Raw genomic sequence first — 15480 nt, 5'->3', positions numbered from 1 at the left:
AAAGGCTCATGACGGCGATATCAGCAACAGAATCGCCGTCATGGTACCCACCGAGAGCGCGGTGCCGAGCGCCACAGCGCCGGATGTCGAGTTGATGACCCGCCCATACTGCTTCGCGAGAATAAAGGCGTTCACGCCGGTGGGGCACGCAGCGAACAGAACGGCCACGCCCGCCCAGAGCGGATCGAGCGGCACCACCCGAAACGCCAGCACCCAGACCAGCAGCGGAAACAGCACCAGCTTGAGCAACAACAGCGCCGTGAGTGTCGGCACCTGCCCGCGGATGGAGAAATCCCGCAGGCTGAGCCCCAGCGCAAACAGGGCGCATGGCACGCCCGCCTGCGCCAGCAGATCAAACATGGCGCGCGGCGCCATGCCCAGCCCGATGCCGGTCTGCCGCCAGAGCGTGCCGGCCAGGATGGCGAGGATGATCGGGTTCGTGAGCAGGTTGACGGCCAGCTCGCGCAGCAGAGTGCGGGTCGTCGTGCGGCCATGCTCGGATACGGTCTCGACGTGCAGCGTCGCCGCCAGCCACAAAAGTGCGGTGTGGATCGAGGTGATCACCGCCACTGGCGTCGCCGCTTCCGGGCCGTAGGTCGCCAGCACGATAGGAATGCCGAGTAGCACGATGTTGCCAAAGCAGGCGCTCATGCCAACCATCGGCTGGTCTTCCTTCGGCCGGCGCAACAGGAAGTGCGTCACCAGCGCGGAGAGCAGCCAGATCGCCACCAGCGCGCCGAAATAGACGCCCCAAAGACGCAGCGTCTCACCGCCCGGCGGGCGCGCATCGACCATCGTGCGGAACAGGAGCGCGGGGATCCCCACGCGCAGCACGAACTCCATCAGCCCGGTCTCGGCCGTGCGCGACATCAGGCCGCTTCGCGCGAAGGCAAAGCCGGCGAGAATCACGAGGAACACCGGCGCGATAGTGCTGATGATCGTCGTCATGGGCGGGGCGGCAGGCTGACCTGGCGGGCGTCGGGCGCGGATCCTGCGGCTGCGGCAAACAACGCCTTAAAGGCGGCGCGGCTCACTTCCGCCAGGGCGAGGCGCCTCGGCGGCGACGCGGCGGCTCGTCATCGTCGCGCTCATCCTCGTCGCGGCGCTCGCGCTCATCGTCCACCGGCTCGTATTCGACATCGATGATTGTTTCCTGACCGCGCCCGCGCCGCTCCTCGTCGCGTTCGCGGCGGCCATGCGGCGGCTCGCCTTCAGGCCCGGCGCCCGCAACGAACACATTGCCCGAGCGCACCATGTGCAGGAAGATGCGCCGTGCCAGCGCCCGCCGGAAGGGGGGTACGAACAGGAGGAAGCCCACCGCATCCGTGAAAAACCCCGGCGTGAGCAGCAATGCGCCGGCAACCAGCAGGCTGATACCGTCGATCACCGGGTCGACCGGTAGCTCCCCTGCCCTCAGCGCCATCTGGGTGCGCCGTATCACCGCGCTGCCCTGCAGACGCAGAAGAATCGACCCGACGAGTGCCGTGACGATGACGATCAGGATGGTGGGCCCAACGCCAATGAATCCGCCGATCTCGATGAACAGCACGATCTCCAGGATCGGCGTGGCGACGAAGATCAGGAAGAAAATCAGAAACATGGGGCCCGCATGTTGCGCTGGCAGTGCGACCGACATCACCTGCCGCGATTATTGGTGGTTGGCTTCAAACCCGCGATGCCGTAAAATGCGGGGCAACAGTGGATGAGCTGTCATCCTTCCTTCCCCGCGAGGTCTGGCGCACGGCGTGATCGAAGCCTATATCAATCGCGTACCTCACGGAAGTGCGGATAGCGCAATCCCGAATCAAAGCGTCGCGACAACATGAGCGGAACAATCGACCTCAGCACCATCATATTTCTGGTCATCGCTGTCCTGATCTTCCTGAGATTGCGAAGCGTTCTCGGCAAGCGAACCGGAAACGAAAAACCTCCTTACGACCCTTATTCCGCTCAGCAGGCCGGTGGCGCGGCGCGTGACAAGGTCGTGCCGCTGCCGGGCACGGAGCAGCAGCAGGGCGGCCATCGGGAAAGCGCCAGCGAGGATCAGCTTCAGGAAATGGTGCGCGACTATGCTCCCAAGGGCAGCCCGCTGGCAGAGAAGCTTGCCGCGATCATGCGCGCCGACCGCAGCTTTGACCTCCGCCACTTCATCGAGGGCGCCAACACCGCGTATGAGATGGTCGTGACCGCCTTTGCTGCGGGCAACACCGCGACGTTGAAGGAACTGCTCAGTCCAGAAGTCTATCAGAGCTTTGTCTCCGCTATCGAAGAGCGCGAGCGCGCAGGGGAGACCGTCGATTTCAAGTTCGTCGGCATCGACAAGACCGAGATTGCTGACGCGAACCTGGTCAACGGCGAGGCGCAGATTACGGTGAAATTCGTCAGCGAATTCATCACTGTCACCCGCGACAAGGAAGGCCGCATCATCGAGGGCGACCCGAAGGAGATTCAGGAAGTTACCGATCACTGGACCTTCTCGCGCGACGTGGGCGCGTCCGATCCGAACTGGGTACTGATCGCCACGGAGACCGAGAGCTAAAGGGCGCGCGCCAGAGCATCGGCCATTTCAGGCGTTTGGGATCATGTCGGCGGCGTGGTACTTTACCCAGGCTTTCCTGTTCACGCTGTTTGTGTTTCTGACCGTGGAACTCTGGCACTGGCAGTTCCCCGATACCGACGGGGACAAGCTCCCGCTTCAGCTTGATCGGGTGAGCTTCGCAGACATCCCCGGCTGGGCCGAGGATGACCACGCCAAGGCGTTTGCCGCGTTCCGGCGCTCCTGTCCGTGGTCGGTCCGCATTGCCAAGCGGCATGATACGGAGCAACGCCAGGCGCTGGCCTGGGTATGCGAGCGTGCGATGGCGCTGTCAGACCCTCTGGAGGCGGGGGCCGCGCGCGACTTCTTCGAGACCTATTTCACGGCCTACCGCGTGCGACCGCAGACTGACCGGCAACTCGTCACCGGCTATTACGAGCCGGAAATCCAAGGCTCGCGCACCAAGACCGAAAAGTTCAACATTCCAATCTATCGGCCACCGGATGACCTGACACTCATCAAGGCCAACGCCCGCGAAGGCCTGCCCGAAGACCTGACCGCCGCACGCCAGACCGAGGACGGTCTGAAAGCGCACTTCACCCGCAAGGAGATCGAACAGGGGGCGCTCGAGGGGTTGGGCCTTGAGTTGGCCTGGATCGCAGATCCGGTAGCGCATTACTCCATGCAGCTTCAAGGCTCGGGCCGCATCCGCTTTCAGGACGGCACGGCGATCCGGCTCGGCTTCGCCGGCAAGAACGGCTTTCCCTACACCTCGATCGGCCAGGAGATTATCTCGCGGGGGGAGTTGAAGCCGCATGAAGCCTCGCTCGCCAACATTTTCGCATGGGCGGAAGAAAACGGCGAGAAGGGCCAGGAGTTGATCTGGTCGAACAAGTCCTACATCTTCTTCCGGGAGCTTTCCGAAGCGGAGGGAGCGGTTGGCCCTGTCGGGGCGCTCGGCACGTCGCTGACGCCGCTGCGCAGCCTGGCGGTGGACCCGCGCTATCACCTGCTCGGCGCGCCGATCTGGGTGGCGGCGCCGAAACTGGACGATGACGAGCAGCAGCCGTTTCGCCGGCTGATGATCGCGCAAGACACCGGCTCGGCGATCCGCGGTGACGTGCGGGGCGACATCTATTGGGGCAGCGGAGTCGAAGCCCACGATGCCGCCAGCCGGACGAAGCATGATGCCGGCTTCACGATTCTCCTGCCGAACGCCGCCCGCTGACAGAAACGCAACGAAGACGCAGACCCTGGCCCATGAACCGCCGTCCGCCACGCAAGCGCGAACTCAGCGAGGAAGAGCGGCGCTTGTGGGAACAGGCTATGCGGGAGACCACGGCGCTGCGCAGGCGTGAGCAGGGAGCGGCGCTCCCGAGCCCGGGCGACGACGCGGCGTCCGCCGCCCGGCCGGCCGAAGTCAGCGATGAGCCTTTGCCTCGCAAGCGGAACGCAGCCCGCCCCGACGCGCCCGCACCGGCTCCGCCGCGGCGCGAGGAGGCGGCTTCGCCGCGCATGACACCGCTCGCCCGCCGGGAAGCGCGGCGCATCGCCCGCGACCCGGAAAGCATCGACGCGCGGCTTGACCTGCACGGGATGCGCCAGCGCGAGGCCTACCCGGCGCTCAAGGGGTTTCTGCGCGCAAGTCAGGCCCGTGGCCACCGCCTTGTCCTGGTGATTACCGGGAAGGGAGTGGCGCGCGAAAGCGCGCGACAACAATATGAAGCGTGGGAGGCGACGCCGTTCTATGAATCGCCGCGGGGGGTCCTTCGCCGCCTCGTGCCCGAATGGCTTGCCAAGCCCGAGTTTCGCGACGTCGTCGCCGGTGTGTCGCCAGCGCATTCGCGCCACGGCGGCGAGGGCGCGCTTTACGTGCGCATTCGCCGGATAGCGACGCAGCCAGCCTCCCGTGGAAAGGGAAAGCACGGATCGTAACAGACCGGGTCCGGCCTAGGCATTCTGCTTGAGGACCTCGGCCAGAGTCTCCAGCCGCTCGAGATTGTCGACGGCCTGCGCCCGCGTCTCCTCATCGCGCGCATCCTCGACATCCTCCTTCGCCCACTGGATTTCCTGGGCGATCTTCTCGGGATCCAGCTCCTCCAGAGGCATCGCCCGCTGTGCCAGCACAGTGAGCTGCTCCGGGCCGCCCTCGGCCAGCCCGCCGCGCACGAAATACTTGCGCTCGCTCCCGCTGCCGCGCACGGTCAGCGCACCGGGGCGCAGCGAGGCGATGATCGGGGCGTGGTTCGGCAGCATGCCGAAATCGCCCTCGTTGCTCGGCACGATCACCTCGCTAACGTCTTCGGACACCAGCACCCGCTCCGGCGACACAAGATCGAAACGGAACGTATCCGCCATGAATAAGCCTCCCCCGGGAGCCGGTTACGCTGCCTCGGCCGCCAGTTCTTCCGCCTTCTGGATCGCCTCGTCGATGGTTCCGACCATGTAGAACGCCTGCTCCGGCAGATCGTCATAGTCGCCGTTCACAAGGCCCTTGAAGCCCTTGATCGTGTCGGCAAGGTCGACGAGCACGCCCGGCTTGCCAGTGAACACCTCCGCGACGTGGAACGGCTGGCTCAGGAAGCGCTCGATCTTGCGGGCGCGCGCGACAGTCAGCTTGTCCTCTTCCGACAGCTCGTCCATGCCCAGAATCGCGATGATGTCCTGAAGCGCCTTGTAGCGTTGAAGCACCTCCTGCACCTTGCGCGCGGTTTCGTAGTGCTCGTCGCCGACAATGCGCGGCTCCAGCACCCGCGAAGTGGAGTCGAGCGGGTCCACGGCCGGATAAATGCCCTTCTCCGCGATCGAGCGGCTCAGCACCGTCGTCGCGTCCAAGTGGGCGAAGGTCGAAGCCGGGGCCGGGTCGGTCAGGTCGTCAGCCGGAACGTAAACGGCCTGCACTGACGTAATCGAGCCCTTGTCGGTCGAGGTAATGCGCTCCTGAAGCTCGCCCATGTCGGTGCCGAGCGTCGGCTGATAGCCCACCGCAGACGGGATACGGCCCAGCAGCGCAGACACCTCGGCGCCCGCCTGCGTGAAGCGGAAAATATTGTCGACAAAGAACAGCACGTCCTGACCCTGATCGCGGAAATATTCCGCAACGGTCAGACCCGTGAGACCAACGCGGGCACGCGCGCCCGGCGGCTCGTTCATCTGGCCGTAGATCAGCGAAGCCTTGGACCCTTCGCCGCCGCCTTCCTTGTTCACGCCGGACTCGATCATCTCCCAGTAGAGGTCGTTGCCCTCGCGCGTGCGCTCGCCCACGCCGGCAAAGACCGAGTAGCCGCCATGCGCCATGGCGATGTTGTTGATCAGCTCCTGAATGAGCACCGTCTTGCCGACCCCGGCACCCCCGAACAGGCCGATCTTGCCGCCCTTTGCGTAGGGCGCGAGCAGATCAACGACCTTGATGCCGGTCTTAAGAATCTCGGTTTCGGTCGACTGTTCGATAAATTCCGGGGCGGAAGCGTGGATCGGCCGCTTCTGCTCGTGCGGGATATCGCCGGCCTCGTCGATGGGCTCGCCGATGACGTTCATGATGCGGCCAAGCGTGCCGTCACCGACAGGGACCTCGATCGCCTCGCCGGTATCGACGACTTCCTGCCCGCGCACCAAGCCCTCGGTCGCGTCCATGGCGATGCAGCGCACTGTATTCTCGCCCAGATGTTGCGCCACCTCCAGCACCAAGCGGTTGCCGTGGTTGTCCACTTCCAGCGCGCTCAGGATTTCCGGCAGCTTCTCGTCGAACTGAACGTCGACGACGGCGCCCGTCACCTGGCGAACGCGGCCGATATTCTTGTCGCTTGCCATAGCCTCTACTTCCCTGTTGCCTGTGTCCGGCCTGTCTACGAGATCGCTTCCGCGCCGGAGACGATTTCAATCAGTTCCTTGGTAATCTGGTCCTGGCGCATCCGGTTGTAGGTCAGCGTCAGATTGTCGATCAGCTCGCCGGCGTTGCGCGTCGCGTTGTCCATCGCGGTCATGCGCGCGCCCTGCTCGCCCGCGGCGTTCTCCAGGAGCGCGCGGAAAATCTGCGTGGCGACGTTGCGCGGGAGCAGATCGCGCAGAATGTCCTCTTCATCCGGCTCGAAGATGTAGTCCGCCGTCGGCGCGCCTTCTTCCGGCGCCCCCTCTTCCGGCAGGCTGGCCGGGATCAACTGCATGTGCTTGGGCCGCTGAGTGAGCGTGTTGACGAATTCCGAGAACACCAGCGTGCAGACGTCGAATTCACCCTTGTCGAACATGGCGAGCACGCGCTGCGCGATGGCGTGGGCATCGTCGAAGCCGACCCGCTTGACGCTCTTCATGTCGATGACATCGACAATGCGCCGGCCGTGGTCACGCTTGAGCATGTCATAGCCCTTGCTGCCGACGCACAGGAACTTGACATCCTTGCCCTCCGCGATAAGCCCGCTCGCGATTTGCCGCGCCTTCTTAGCAATGTTGGCATTGAATGCGCCACACAAACCGCGATCGGCAGTCGCCACGACGATCAGGTGCACGTCCTCTCTGCCCGTGCCAACCAGCAACGGCGAGGCGGCCTCCTTGTTGACCACGCGCGCGTTCAGATTGCCAAGCACCTGATCCATTTTCTCGGCATACGGCCGCGCGGCGTCCGCCGCCTCCTGCGCCTTGCGCAGCTTCGCGGCCGCCACCATCTGCATCGCCTTCGTGATCTTCTGCGTCGCTTTGACGCTAGAGATCCGATTGCGCATGTCCTTCAGACTGGCCATGGGGTCTCCCGATCCTCGGTTGGCGCGTCGGCGATGGGGCGATTAAGCGGCGAAGTGCTCGGCGAACTTGTCGATCGCGCTCTTCAGCTTGTTTTCCAGCTCCTCGGACAGCTTGCCCTCGGTGCGGATCTTTTCGAGGATGTCGTTGTGCTCCTCGCGCATATGGCGCAGCAGATCCTGCTCGAAGCGGTTCACCGCCGAGACCGGTAGCGGGTCGAGGTAGCCGCGCGTGCCGGCGAAGATCACGACGACCTGCTCCTCCACCTGCAACGGCGAGAATTGCGGCTGTTTCAGAAGCTCGGTCAGACGCTCACCGCGGGCCAGTAGCCGCTGCGTCGCCGCATCGAGGTCGGAGCCGAACTGCGCGAAGGCCGCCATCTCGCGGTACTGCGCCAGCTCGCCCTTGATCGCGCCAGCAACCTGCTTCATCGCCTTGATCTGCGCGGAAGAGCCGACGCGCGACACCGACAGGCCCACGTTCACCGCCGGGCGAATGCCCTGGTAGAACAGGTCGGTCTCCAGGAAGATCTGGCCGTCGGTAATCGAAATGACGTTCGTCGGAATGTAGGCCGAGACGTCGTTGGCCTGTGTCTCGACAATCGGCAAGGCGGTCTGCGAGCCGGCGCCGTGGTCGTCGTTCAGCTTTGCGGCACGCTCCAGCAGGCGGCTGTGAAGGTAGAATACGTCGCCCGGATACGCCTCGCGGCCCGGCGGACGGCGCAGCAGCAGCGACATCTGGCGATAGGCCGTGGCCTGCTTCGACAGGTCGTCATAGACGAGCAGCGAGTGCATGCCGTTGTCGCGGAAATATTCGCCCATCGCGCAGCCCGCATACGGCGCAAGATACTGCATCGGCGCAGGCTCGGAGGCCGTAGCGGCAATCACGATGGAGTATTCCAGCGCGCCGCGCTCTTCCAGGTTCTTGACGAACTGCGCCACGGTAGAGCGTTTCTGACCGACCGCGACATAGACGCAATAGAGCTTCTTGCTCTCGTCCTCGGACTTGTTGATTTCCTTCTGGTTCAGGATCGTGTCGAGCGCGATGGCGGTCTTGCCGGTCTGGCGGTCACCAATGATCAGCTCACGCTGGCCGCGGCCGATCGGGATCAGCGCGTCGATCGCTTTCAGGCCGGTCTGCATCGGCTCGTGCACGGACTTGCGCGGGATGATGCCTGGCGCCTTGACGTCCGCGCGGCGGTATTCCTTCGCTTCGATCGGCCCCTTGCCGTCGATCGGGTTGCCCAGGCTGTCGACCACGCGGCCCAACAGCTCCTTGCCGACCGGCACCTCCACGATGTCGCCGGTGCGCTTGACCGTGTCGCCTTCCTTGATGTCGCGGTCCTCGCCGAAAACCACGATACCAACGTTGTCGACCTCAAGGTTCAGCGCCATGCCGCGCACGCCGTTCTCGAACTCGACCATCTCGCCCGCCTGGACGTTGTCGAGGCCGTAGACGCGCGCGATGCCGTCGCCGACGGAAAGCACCTGGCCGATCTCCGCGACCTCGGCTTCCTGACCGAAGTTTTTGATCTGTTCCTTGAGAATTGAGGAAATTTCCGAGGCCCGGATTTCCATCAGCCTACCTCTTTCATAACGTGTCTGAGACGGTTGAGCTTGGTGCGCAGGGAATTGTCGATCATCCGGCTGCCGATCTTGACGATCAACCCGCCGAGGATCGACGGATCCACGCGGATATTCATGCTTACATCCTGCCCGGCGAAGTCACGCAGCGCCTGTTGCAGCGTCTCCTTCTGGTCATCGCTGAGCTGCACGGCGGTGATGACTTCTGCCTCCACCTCGCCGCGGTGGCGGGCGGACAGCGTGCGAAATGCGCGGATGATGTTCGAGATGGCGGAGAGCCGGCGCTTTTCAACAAGCAGTTCGAGGAAGTTCTTGGTCAGCCCGGAGGTACCGGCAGCATCGGCGATCACGCGCACGGCCTTGGCCTGCTGGTCCATCGAGAAGGCCGGACTGTGGGCCAGACGGCGGAGATCCTCGCTGGTGTCGAGCATTTCCCGAAAGTCGGCGAGCTGCGACTCGACTTCTTCCAACTTGCCTTCTTCCAGGGCGAGCTCGAACAGTGCGGTCGCATAGCGCCCCGCGACCCCCGTCACGCTGGTCCCGCCACTAGCCATCGACTTGTCTTCCACGCGCCGCTCCCGAAATGTCCTGGAAGGGTGGACGCGCCGATACGCGCGTGCCGTATCCTGCGTTTCTGGCTTGGAACAGCCGCGCGGCACCGAGCGCAAGACGCATCCTTGCTGAAGTTGGAGGTCATCTATCACAGGCTTTGCCGCCCTTGCAATACGCTGCGCACACCAAGGCGATAGAACCGCGCGCGAACGTAAAGCGCGAAAATTCCCAAGCGTTGCGCCCCGGGTCACAGGAAGCTGTAGGGATCGACGTCGATGATCACGCGCACGCTCCCCTTCGCCAGCGGCGCACGATCCATCCAGGCGCGCAAAAATGCTTGTAAATCCACGTTCCGCGGCGCCTTGACGAGCAGCCGGTAGCGGTAACGCCCGCGGATCAGCACCAGGGGCGCCTCGGCCGGCCCCATGACCTCGATCCGCGCTGCCGGCGGCGCGGCCTTGGCAAGCGCCTGCGCGTAGCGTTCAGCTTCCGGTTTCGCGCCTGCCGAGACGATGATCGCCGCCAGCCGGCCGAAGGGCGGCAGCACGGCGGCCTCACGTGCGGCAATTTCACGCGCCAGGAAGGTGTCGCGATCCCCTGAGATCAGGGCACGCATGACCGGATGGTCGGGCGCGTGGGTCTGGATCAGGCCGACGCCGCCGCTCTCCTCGCGCCCCGCGCGGCCGATGACCTGCTGCATGAGCTGGAAGGTGCGCTCCGCCGCGCGCGGGTCGCCGCCCTGCGCCAGGCTGAGGTCGCCGTCGACGACGCCGACGAGGGCCAGGCCGGGGAAGTGATGTCCTTTCGCGACAAGCTGTGTGCCGATCACGATTCGCGCCTTGCCCGAGGAAATGCGCGCGATGGTCTCCCGCACTTCGCTCAAGTTGGTCGTGAAGTCACTCGACAGGATCGCGGCGGGCACGTCAGGGAAGCGCTCGGCCACCTCCTCCGCGACGCGCTCCACGCCCGGCCCGCAGGGCACCAGCTTGCCGCTAACCCCGCAGGCGGGGCAGTCGCCGGGGCGTGGCAGCACGAAGCCGCAGTGATGGCAGGTCAGCTTGCCGCGCGCGCGGTGCTCGACCAGCGTGGCGCTGCATTGCGGGCATTCGATGCGGTAGCCGCAGGCCCGACACAGCGTTAGCGGCGCATAACCGCGGCGGTTCAGGAACAGAAGCGCCTGTTTGTCCGCCGCGAGCGTGTCGCGTACCGCCGAAACCAGCGCCGGCGACAGCCAGCGGCCACGTTCCGGCGGGTCGGCGCGCAGGTCGATCGCGCGAATGTCGGGCAGCGCCGCGCCCGCGTAGCGGCTGGTCAGGCGGACGTGCTCGTAGCGCCCTTGCCGGGCGTTGACGACGCTCTCGATCGAGGGCGTCGCCGAACTCAGGATCACCGGGTGCTTGCCCAGCTTGCCGCGCACCACCGCCACGTCGCGCGCCTGATACCGCACATAGTCCTCCTGCTTGAAGCTCTGCTCGTGCTCCTCGTCCACGACGGTCAGGCCAAGATCGGCAAACGGCAGGAACAGCGCCGAGCGCGCCCCGGCAACCGCGCGCGCCTCGCCCTTCGCCACCGCGCGCCAGATGCGCCCGCGCTCCGCCGCGCCCATCGCCGAGTGCCACTCCATGGGCCGGCAGCCAAAACGCTTGGCGAAGCGATCCAGAAACTGGCTGGTCAGCGCGATCTCCGGGAGAAGGATGAGCACCTGCTGGCCGCGCGCCAACGCAGCGGCGACGGCCTCGAAATACACCTCCGTCTTGCCCGCACCCGTCACGCCGTCGAGCAGGCACACGGAGAAGCCGCCTCGGCGCACCGCGTCGATCAGCTTGCCGGCCGCTTCGGCCTGCTCGGGCGCGAGTTCCGGCGGCGCATGCTCCGGGTCCGGCAGCGCCGGGCGCGGCGGCGGCATCTCCACGCGGATGAGCGAACCGGCGGCGGCCAGCCCCTCGATCACCGCCGCGCTGACGCCGGCCTCGCGGGCGAGTTCCGCCTTTGCGCGCACGGCACCGTCAGCCGCCACATTCAGCACCTTCTCCCGCGCCGGCGTCATTCGGTCGGGCGGCGGCCCGGCCGCGCGATAGCCGAACCGCGGCCCCTCGGGCTCAAAAGCGCGGGGCGCGCTCATCATCATCTTCAGCACCATCCCGCGCGGGCTGAGCGTGTAGTTCGCCACCCAGTCGACCAGACGCCGAGACACCGCAGGCAGCGCCGGCACGTCCAGCACCTCGATGATGGATTTGAGTTTCTTTGGCGCCACATCCGCCGTACGCGCTGCGCCCCAAACGACCCCAATCCGCCGCGCGGAGCCGAGCGGCACCCGGACGAATGTCCCCGGTGGGGGCGCTTCGCCCTCCGGCGGCTGGTAGTCATACGCCTCTTCCAGCGCCAGCGGCACCAGCACGGGCACCGCGCGCACCTGCCCCTCCTGCGGCTCCTCGAGATCAAGCCGCGCCTGCGCCGCCTGGTACGGCCCGGTCACCATCTGCCCCTGCGGATTAAGACTGCATCAACCATGGCGCCGCTAGGTTAAGGGTTTGTGCCACAGGAAGAAAAGCGGCGTCGCGTCGATGAACACGGTTATTCCGAGAAATCTGGACTTTTCCGCGCAGCCGGACCTCGCCGAGGCGATCCGCGGCTGGCTGGCGTTCCTCAGGCATGAGCGCGGCAGCGGCACAAATACCCTGGACGCCTACGCGCGGGACCTCCGCCAGTTCTGTGTGTTTCTGAGCGAGCATCTCGGCGCGCCGCCTGCGCTGCGCGATTTCAACGCTCTGACCGCGGCCGATTTCCGCGCTTTCTTGGCGTGGCGGCGGACTCAGGGCGCATCGAGCCGCAGTCTTTCGCGCAGCCTGTCTGCGTTGCGGGCGTGCTTCCGTCATTTGGAACGGGCCGGGCACTTGAAGAACCGCGCCGTTCTCGCCGTCGCGTTGCCGCGCGTGCCGCGTGCGCTGCCGCGTCCGCTCACCGAGGACAAGGCGCGGGCCGTCGTGAGTGAAAGCCGCGAGGATGACGGACGCGACCGCGCGCCATGGGTCGGACTGCGCGATCAGGCCGTGATCCTGCTGCTCTACGGCTCGGGGCTGCGTATCTCCGAGGCGCTTTCGCTCAACCGCCGCGATGCGCCGCTGCCACCGCGCGATGTGCTGCGCGTCAAGGGCAAGGGAGATCACGAGCGCGTCGTGCCAGTCCTGCCGATCGCGCAGGAGGCCGTGCTGCAATATCTCGACGCCTGTCCATATTCGCTGATGAGCGATGACCCGCTATTCGTCGGTGTCCGGGGCGGGCGGCTGAGCCCGAGGATCGTGCAGCTTCTCATCGCCAGGCTGCGCGCGGCGCTGGACCTGCCCCCGACGGCGACGCCACACGCGCTGCGCCATTCCTTCGCAACGCATCTGCTCGGCAGCGGCGCGGACCTCCGCGCAATCCAGGAGCTGCTTGGCCATGCCAGCCTGTCGACCACGCAGGTTTACACCGATGTCGACCGCCAGGCGCTGTTGAACGTCTATGCCAAGGCGCATCCGCGCGGGCGGCAGAAATGACAGCGCCCTCCGTGCGAAGGCACCCGCTTCAGACCTGACCGGCCGCGATCAGCTCGACAATCGCCGCGCGCAGGTCGTCGATTCCGAGTCGCTTCTGCGCCGAGGTGGCAATGATATCCGGGTGCGCCGCCGGGTGCTTGGCGAGGTAGGCAGCCGTTTCGCTCTGCACCCGCTTGAGCTGCCCCGCGCTGATCTTGTCGATCTTGGTGAGCACAACCTGATAGGACACCGCCGCCTCGTCCATCAGCGCCAGCACGTCCTTGTCGGTGTTTTTGATGCCGTGGCGCGCGTCGATGAGAAGGAAAACCCGCTTGAGCTGCGGGCGGCCGCGCAAGTAGGCGTAGATGAGCTCGTTCCAGCCCTTCACCTGTGACTTCGGCGCCTTGGCATAGCCGTAGCCAGGCATATCGACAATGTACAGCAGGTCGCCGACGCGGAAATAGTTGAGTTCGCGGGTTCGCCCCGGCGTGTTCGAGGTACGCGCAAGCGCCTTGCGCCCGGTCAGGGCGTTCAACAGGCTTGACTTGCCAACGTTCGAGCGGCCCGCAAAGGCGACCTCGGGCAGCGGTTCGACGGGCAACCCGTCAATACGCACGACGCCCTTGATGAAGTGGATCGGCCCAGAGAACAGCCCTTGCGTGTCCGCCGTCACGGTCAACTCTTGCTGGAGCCGCCGACCCCCAGCCGGTTGAACAGCTTGTCCAGCCCCATGTTCTCGAACAGATTCACCTCAACGCCCTGGCGGTGCATGATGAACCATTGCTGGGCGATGGTCAGGATGTTGTTCCAGGTCCAGTAGATCACCAGCCCGGCCGGGAAGGTCGCCAGGATGAAGGTGAAGAACACCGGCATCCAGGTGAAGATCTTCTGCTGGATCGGATCGCCGGGCATCGGGTTGAGCCGCATCTGCACGAACATCGAGATACCCATGATGATCGGCCAGACGCCGATCTGCAGGAACTCCGGCACGGCGAACGGCAGCAGACCGAACAGGTTGAAGATGCTGGTCGGGTCGGGCGCGGACAGGTCCTGAATCCAGCCGAAGAACGGCGCGTGGCGCATCTCGATCGTGACGAACAGCACCTTGTAGAGCGCGAAGAACACCGGGATCTGGATCAGGATCGGCAGGCAACCCGACATCGGGTTCACCTTCTCCTTCTTGTAAAGCTCCATCAGCTCCTGCTGCTGGCGCATCCGGTCGTCCTTGTAGAGTTCACGGAGGCGCTGCATCTCCGGCTGGAGCTTCTTCATCTTGCTCATCGACTCGTAGGACTTGTTCGCCAACGGGAAGAAAACGAGCTTGATGAGCACCGTCACGATCAGGATCGCGACGCCGAAATTGCCGACCAGGTTGTAGAAGAAGTCCAGCGCGATGAAGAGGGGCTTCGTGATGAAGTGGAACCAGCCCCAGTCGATCAGCAGCTCGAACTGCTGGATGCCGAGGTTCTCCTCGTAGCTGTCGATCAGGCTGCTTTCCTTCGCCCCCGCAAAGAGCCGCGTCGTGACCTCGCCGGTCGCGCCGGCCGGAACCTGCACGGCCGGCAGCAGATAATCGGTCTGGAACCGCGCCTGCATGCCCTGGCCGTCGCCAACAAAACGGGCGTCATAGGCCGCGTCCTGCGGCGGAATAAGCGTGGCGGCCCAGTATTTGTCGGTGATGCCCAGCCAGCCGCCGGTCGCCGAATAGGTGCTCGGGGCGGCCGTCTCCAGCAGGTCGTCGTAATCGAACTCCTCAAGCCCGTCTTCGCCAAGCACGCCGATGGGCCCTTCATGAAGGATGAAGAATCCCTGGGTATCGGGAACGCCATGGCGGGAGATCAGGCCGTAGGGGAAGAGCTGGATCGCCTCGCCGGTGTTGTTCTCAACCTTCTGGGTGACGGAGAACATGTAGTTCTCGTCCACCTCGATGATGCGGCGGAATACCAACCCCTCGCCGTTATCATAGACCAGCGTGACGGGGTTGCCGGGCGATAGTGGGCCAGAGCTTTCCACGCTCCACTCGGTATCCGGGCCGGGCACGCTGACGCCGCTGCCGGCGGTCGTCCAGCCGTGCTGAGCGTAAAAGGCGCGGCTCGGCGCAGGACTGCCGGAGGGTGAGAGCAGCGTGACGTTGTCGCTGTCCTTGGCGACGGCGACGCGGTACTTCTTCAGGGTCAGATCGTCGATGCGCCCGCCCTTGAGATTGATCGAGCCGCGCAGGCTGGGCGTGTCGATCGGGACCCGCTGGGTGGCGGCAATGGCGGCCTCGCGCGAGGAAGTCGCCGCGGGCAGGCCCGGGGCACCGGTTCCGGGAGCTGTGCCAGCACTCGGCTCGCCCGTCGCGGACGGCGCCGGCGTGCCGGTCTGGGACTGCCCCTGCGCGGGCGTCTGTTGCGTGGTCTGCTGCTGGGGCTGTTGCTGCGTCGCCTCGCGCTGAGGCCCGATGACCAGCGCCTGCCAGACAAACAGCACGATGACCGACAGAACGACGGCCAGCAGTAGATTACGGTTCTTCTCGTCCATCAAAGCCGGAACACTCCCGCGCGTCCAATTTGGCCTGCAT

Annotated in this window: 14 protein-coding genes; 4 read left to right on the top strand and 10 right to left on the bottom strand. The window is 65.3% G+C overall.

All coding sequences use genetic code 11. The annotated features are described in order from the left end of the window. Positions 1–6: 6 nt before the first annotated feature. Together BXY53_RS11225 and BXY53_RS11220 are read right to left on the bottom strand one after the other, a co-directional pair. Positions 7–948 (bottom strand): AEC family transporter, encoded by a 942-nt coding sequence (locus BXY53_RS11225; RefSeq protein WP_119062078.1) that lies wholly within the window; start codon positions 946–948, stop codon positions 7–9. An 82-nt stretch (positions 949–1030) separates the two neighbouring features. Beyond that, entirely contained in the window at positions 1031–1600 is a 570-nt protein-coding gene (locus BXY53_RS11220) for an FxsA family protein (RefSeq protein ID WP_170144426.1), read from the bottom strand. Between the two features lie 222 nt (positions 1601–1822). Here BXY53_RS11220 and BXY53_RS11215 point away from each other — a divergent pair, with 222 nt between their 5' ends. From BXY53_RS11215 to BXY53_RS11205, 3 genes are all read left to right on the top strand, one after another. Further along, on the top strand, positions 1823–2539 hold the full coding sequence (locus tag BXY53_RS11215) for a Tim44/TimA family putative adaptor protein (RefSeq protein WP_210209226.1): 717 nt from the start codon (positions 1823–1825) through the stop codon (positions 2537–2539). Positions 2540–2582: 43 nt separating this feature from the next. Further along, a complete protein-coding gene (gene mltA, locus BXY53_RS11210) occupies positions 2583–3764 on the top strand; it encodes a murein transglycosylase A (protein ID WP_119062076.1) in 1182 nt (393 codons plus the stop codon). Between the two features lie 98 nt (positions 3765–3862). Then, positions 3863–4471 (top strand): Smr/MutS family protein, encoded by a 609-nt coding sequence (locus BXY53_RS11205; protein ID WP_245410449.1) that lies wholly within the window; start codon positions 3863–3865, stop codon positions 4469–4471. A gap of 15 nt (positions 4472–4486) precedes the next feature. On the opposite strand, the gene BXY53_RS11200 is transcribed toward BXY53_RS11205, so the two are convergent. The 6 genes from BXY53_RS11200 to BXY53_RS11175 all read right to left on the bottom strand — a co-directional run bounded on the left by BXY53_RS11200 (position 4487) and on the right by BXY53_RS11175 (position 11881). After that, a complete protein-coding gene (locus tag BXY53_RS11200) occupies positions 4487–4894 on the bottom strand; it encodes a F0F1 ATP synthase subunit epsilon (RefSeq protein ID WP_119062074.1) in 408 nt (135 codons plus the stop codon). A 24-nt stretch (positions 4895–4918) separates the two neighbouring features. After that, the gene (gene atpD, locus BXY53_RS11195; protein WP_119062073.1) at positions 4919–6346 is read right to left on the bottom strand and encodes a F0F1 ATP synthase subunit beta; all 1428 of its coding nucleotides are present in this window, start codon (positions 6344–6346) and stop codon (positions 4919–4921) included. A gap of 35 nt (positions 6347–6381) precedes the next feature. After that, complete coding sequence (locus BXY53_RS11190; RefSeq protein WP_119062072.1) at positions 6382–7269, bottom strand: F0F1 ATP synthase subunit gamma; 888 nt, start codon at positions 7267–7269, stop codon at positions 6382–6384. A 42-nt stretch (positions 7270–7311) separates the two neighbouring features. Next, a complete protein-coding gene (atpA, locus tag BXY53_RS11185) occupies positions 7312–8844 on the bottom strand; it encodes a F0F1 ATP synthase subunit alpha (protein ID WP_119062071.1) in 1533 nt (510 codons plus the stop codon). Beyond that, positions 8844–9404, bottom strand: a complete 561-nt coding sequence (locus BXY53_RS11180) for a F0F1 ATP synthase subunit delta (RefSeq protein WP_119062189.1) — start codon at positions 9402–9404, stop codon at positions 8844–8846. The genes atpA and BXY53_RS11180 overlap by 1 nt, the downstream gene beginning before the upstream one ends. A gap of 245 nt (positions 9405–9649) precedes the next feature. Beyond that, positions 9650–11881 carry a primosomal protein N' gene (locus tag BXY53_RS11175; protein WP_119062070.1) on the bottom strand — a complete coding sequence of 744 codons (2232 nt, stop codon included), beginning with the start codon at positions 11879–11881 and terminating at the stop codon, positions 9650–9652. 85 nt (positions 11882–11966) lie between these two features. Between BXY53_RS11175 and BXY53_RS11170 the strand changes: the two genes are divergently transcribed. Then, the gene (locus BXY53_RS11170; RefSeq protein WP_119062069.1) at positions 11967–12938 is read left to right on the top strand and encodes a tyrosine recombinase XerC; all 972 of its coding nucleotides are present in this window, start codon (positions 11967–11969) and stop codon (positions 12936–12938) included. A 28-nt stretch (positions 12939–12966) separates the two neighbouring features. Here the strand turns inward: BXY53_RS11170 and yihA are convergent, their stop codons facing one another. Then, entirely contained in the window at positions 12967–13596 is a 630-nt protein-coding gene (gene yihA, locus BXY53_RS11165) for a ribosome biogenesis GTP-binding protein YihA/YsxC (protein ID WP_119062068.1), read from the bottom strand. Next, entirely contained in the window at positions 13593–15440 is a 1848-nt protein-coding gene (yidC, locus tag BXY53_RS11160; RefSeq protein ID WP_119062067.1) for a membrane protein insertase YidC, read from the bottom strand. Before yidC ends, yihA begins: the two co-directional genes overlap by 4 nt. Between the last annotated feature and the right edge of the window lie 40 nt (positions 15441–15480).

The sequence above is a fragment of the Dichotomicrobium thermohalophilum genome, assembly GCF_003550175.1.
Lineage (GTDB): Bacteria > Pseudomonadota > Alphaproteobacteria > Rhizobiales > Rhodomicrobiaceae > Dichotomicrobium > Dichotomicrobium thermohalophilum.
Note: the sequence above shows the minus strand (reverse complement) of the source record. Positions and strands in the feature narration are given on the sequence as shown.

Coding starts and splice junctions, on each gene's coding strand:
- BXY53_RS11225 (WP_119062078.1), bottom strand. CDS start 948: ATGACGACGATCATCAGCACTATCGCGCCGGTGTTCCTCGTGATTCTC.
- atpA (WP_119062071.1), bottom strand. CDS start 8,844: ATGGAAATCCGGGCCTCGGAAATTTCCTCAATTCTCAAGGAACAGATC.
- BXY53_RS11190 (WP_119062072.1), bottom strand. CDS start 7,269: ATGGCCAGTCTGAAGGACATGCGCAATCGGATCTCTAGCGTCAAAGCG.
- BXY53_RS11205 (WP_245410449.1), top strand. CDS start 3,863: ATGCGGGAGACCACGGCGCTGCGCAGGCGTGAGCAGGGAGCGGCGCTC.
- BXY53_RS11200 (WP_119062074.1), bottom strand. CDS start 4,894: ATGGCGGATACGTTCCGTTTCGATCTTGTGTCGCCGGAGCGGGTGCTG.
- BXY53_RS11215 (WP_210209226.1), top strand. CDS start 1,823: ATGAGCGGAACAATCGACCTCAGCACCATCATATTTCTGGTCATCGCT.
- mltA (WP_119062076.1), top strand. CDS start 2,583: ATGTCGGCGGCGTGGTACTTTACCCAGGCTTTCCTGTTCACGCTGTTT.
- atpD (WP_119062073.1), bottom strand. CDS start 6,346: ATGGCAAGCGACAAGAATATCGGCCGCGTTCGCCAGGTGACGGGCGCC.
- BXY53_RS11220 (WP_170144426.1), bottom strand. CDS start 1,600: ATGTTTCTGATTTTCTTCCTGATCTTCGTCGCCACGCCGATCCTGGAG.
- BXY53_RS11175 (WP_119062070.1), bottom strand. CDS start 11,881: ATGGTGACCGGGCCGTACCAGGCGGCGCAGGCGCGGCTTGATCTCGAG.
- BXY53_RS11180 (WP_119062189.1), bottom strand. CDS start 9,404: ATGGCTAGTGGCGGGACCAGCGTGACGGGGGTCGCGGGGCGCTATGCG.
- yidC (WP_119062067.1), bottom strand. CDS start 15,440: ATGGACGAGAAGAACCGTAATCTACTGCTGGCCGTCGTTCTGTCGGTC.
- BXY53_RS11170 (WP_119062069.1), top strand. CDS start 11,967: ATGAACACGGTTATTCCGAGAAATCTGGACTTTTCCGCGCAGCCGGAC.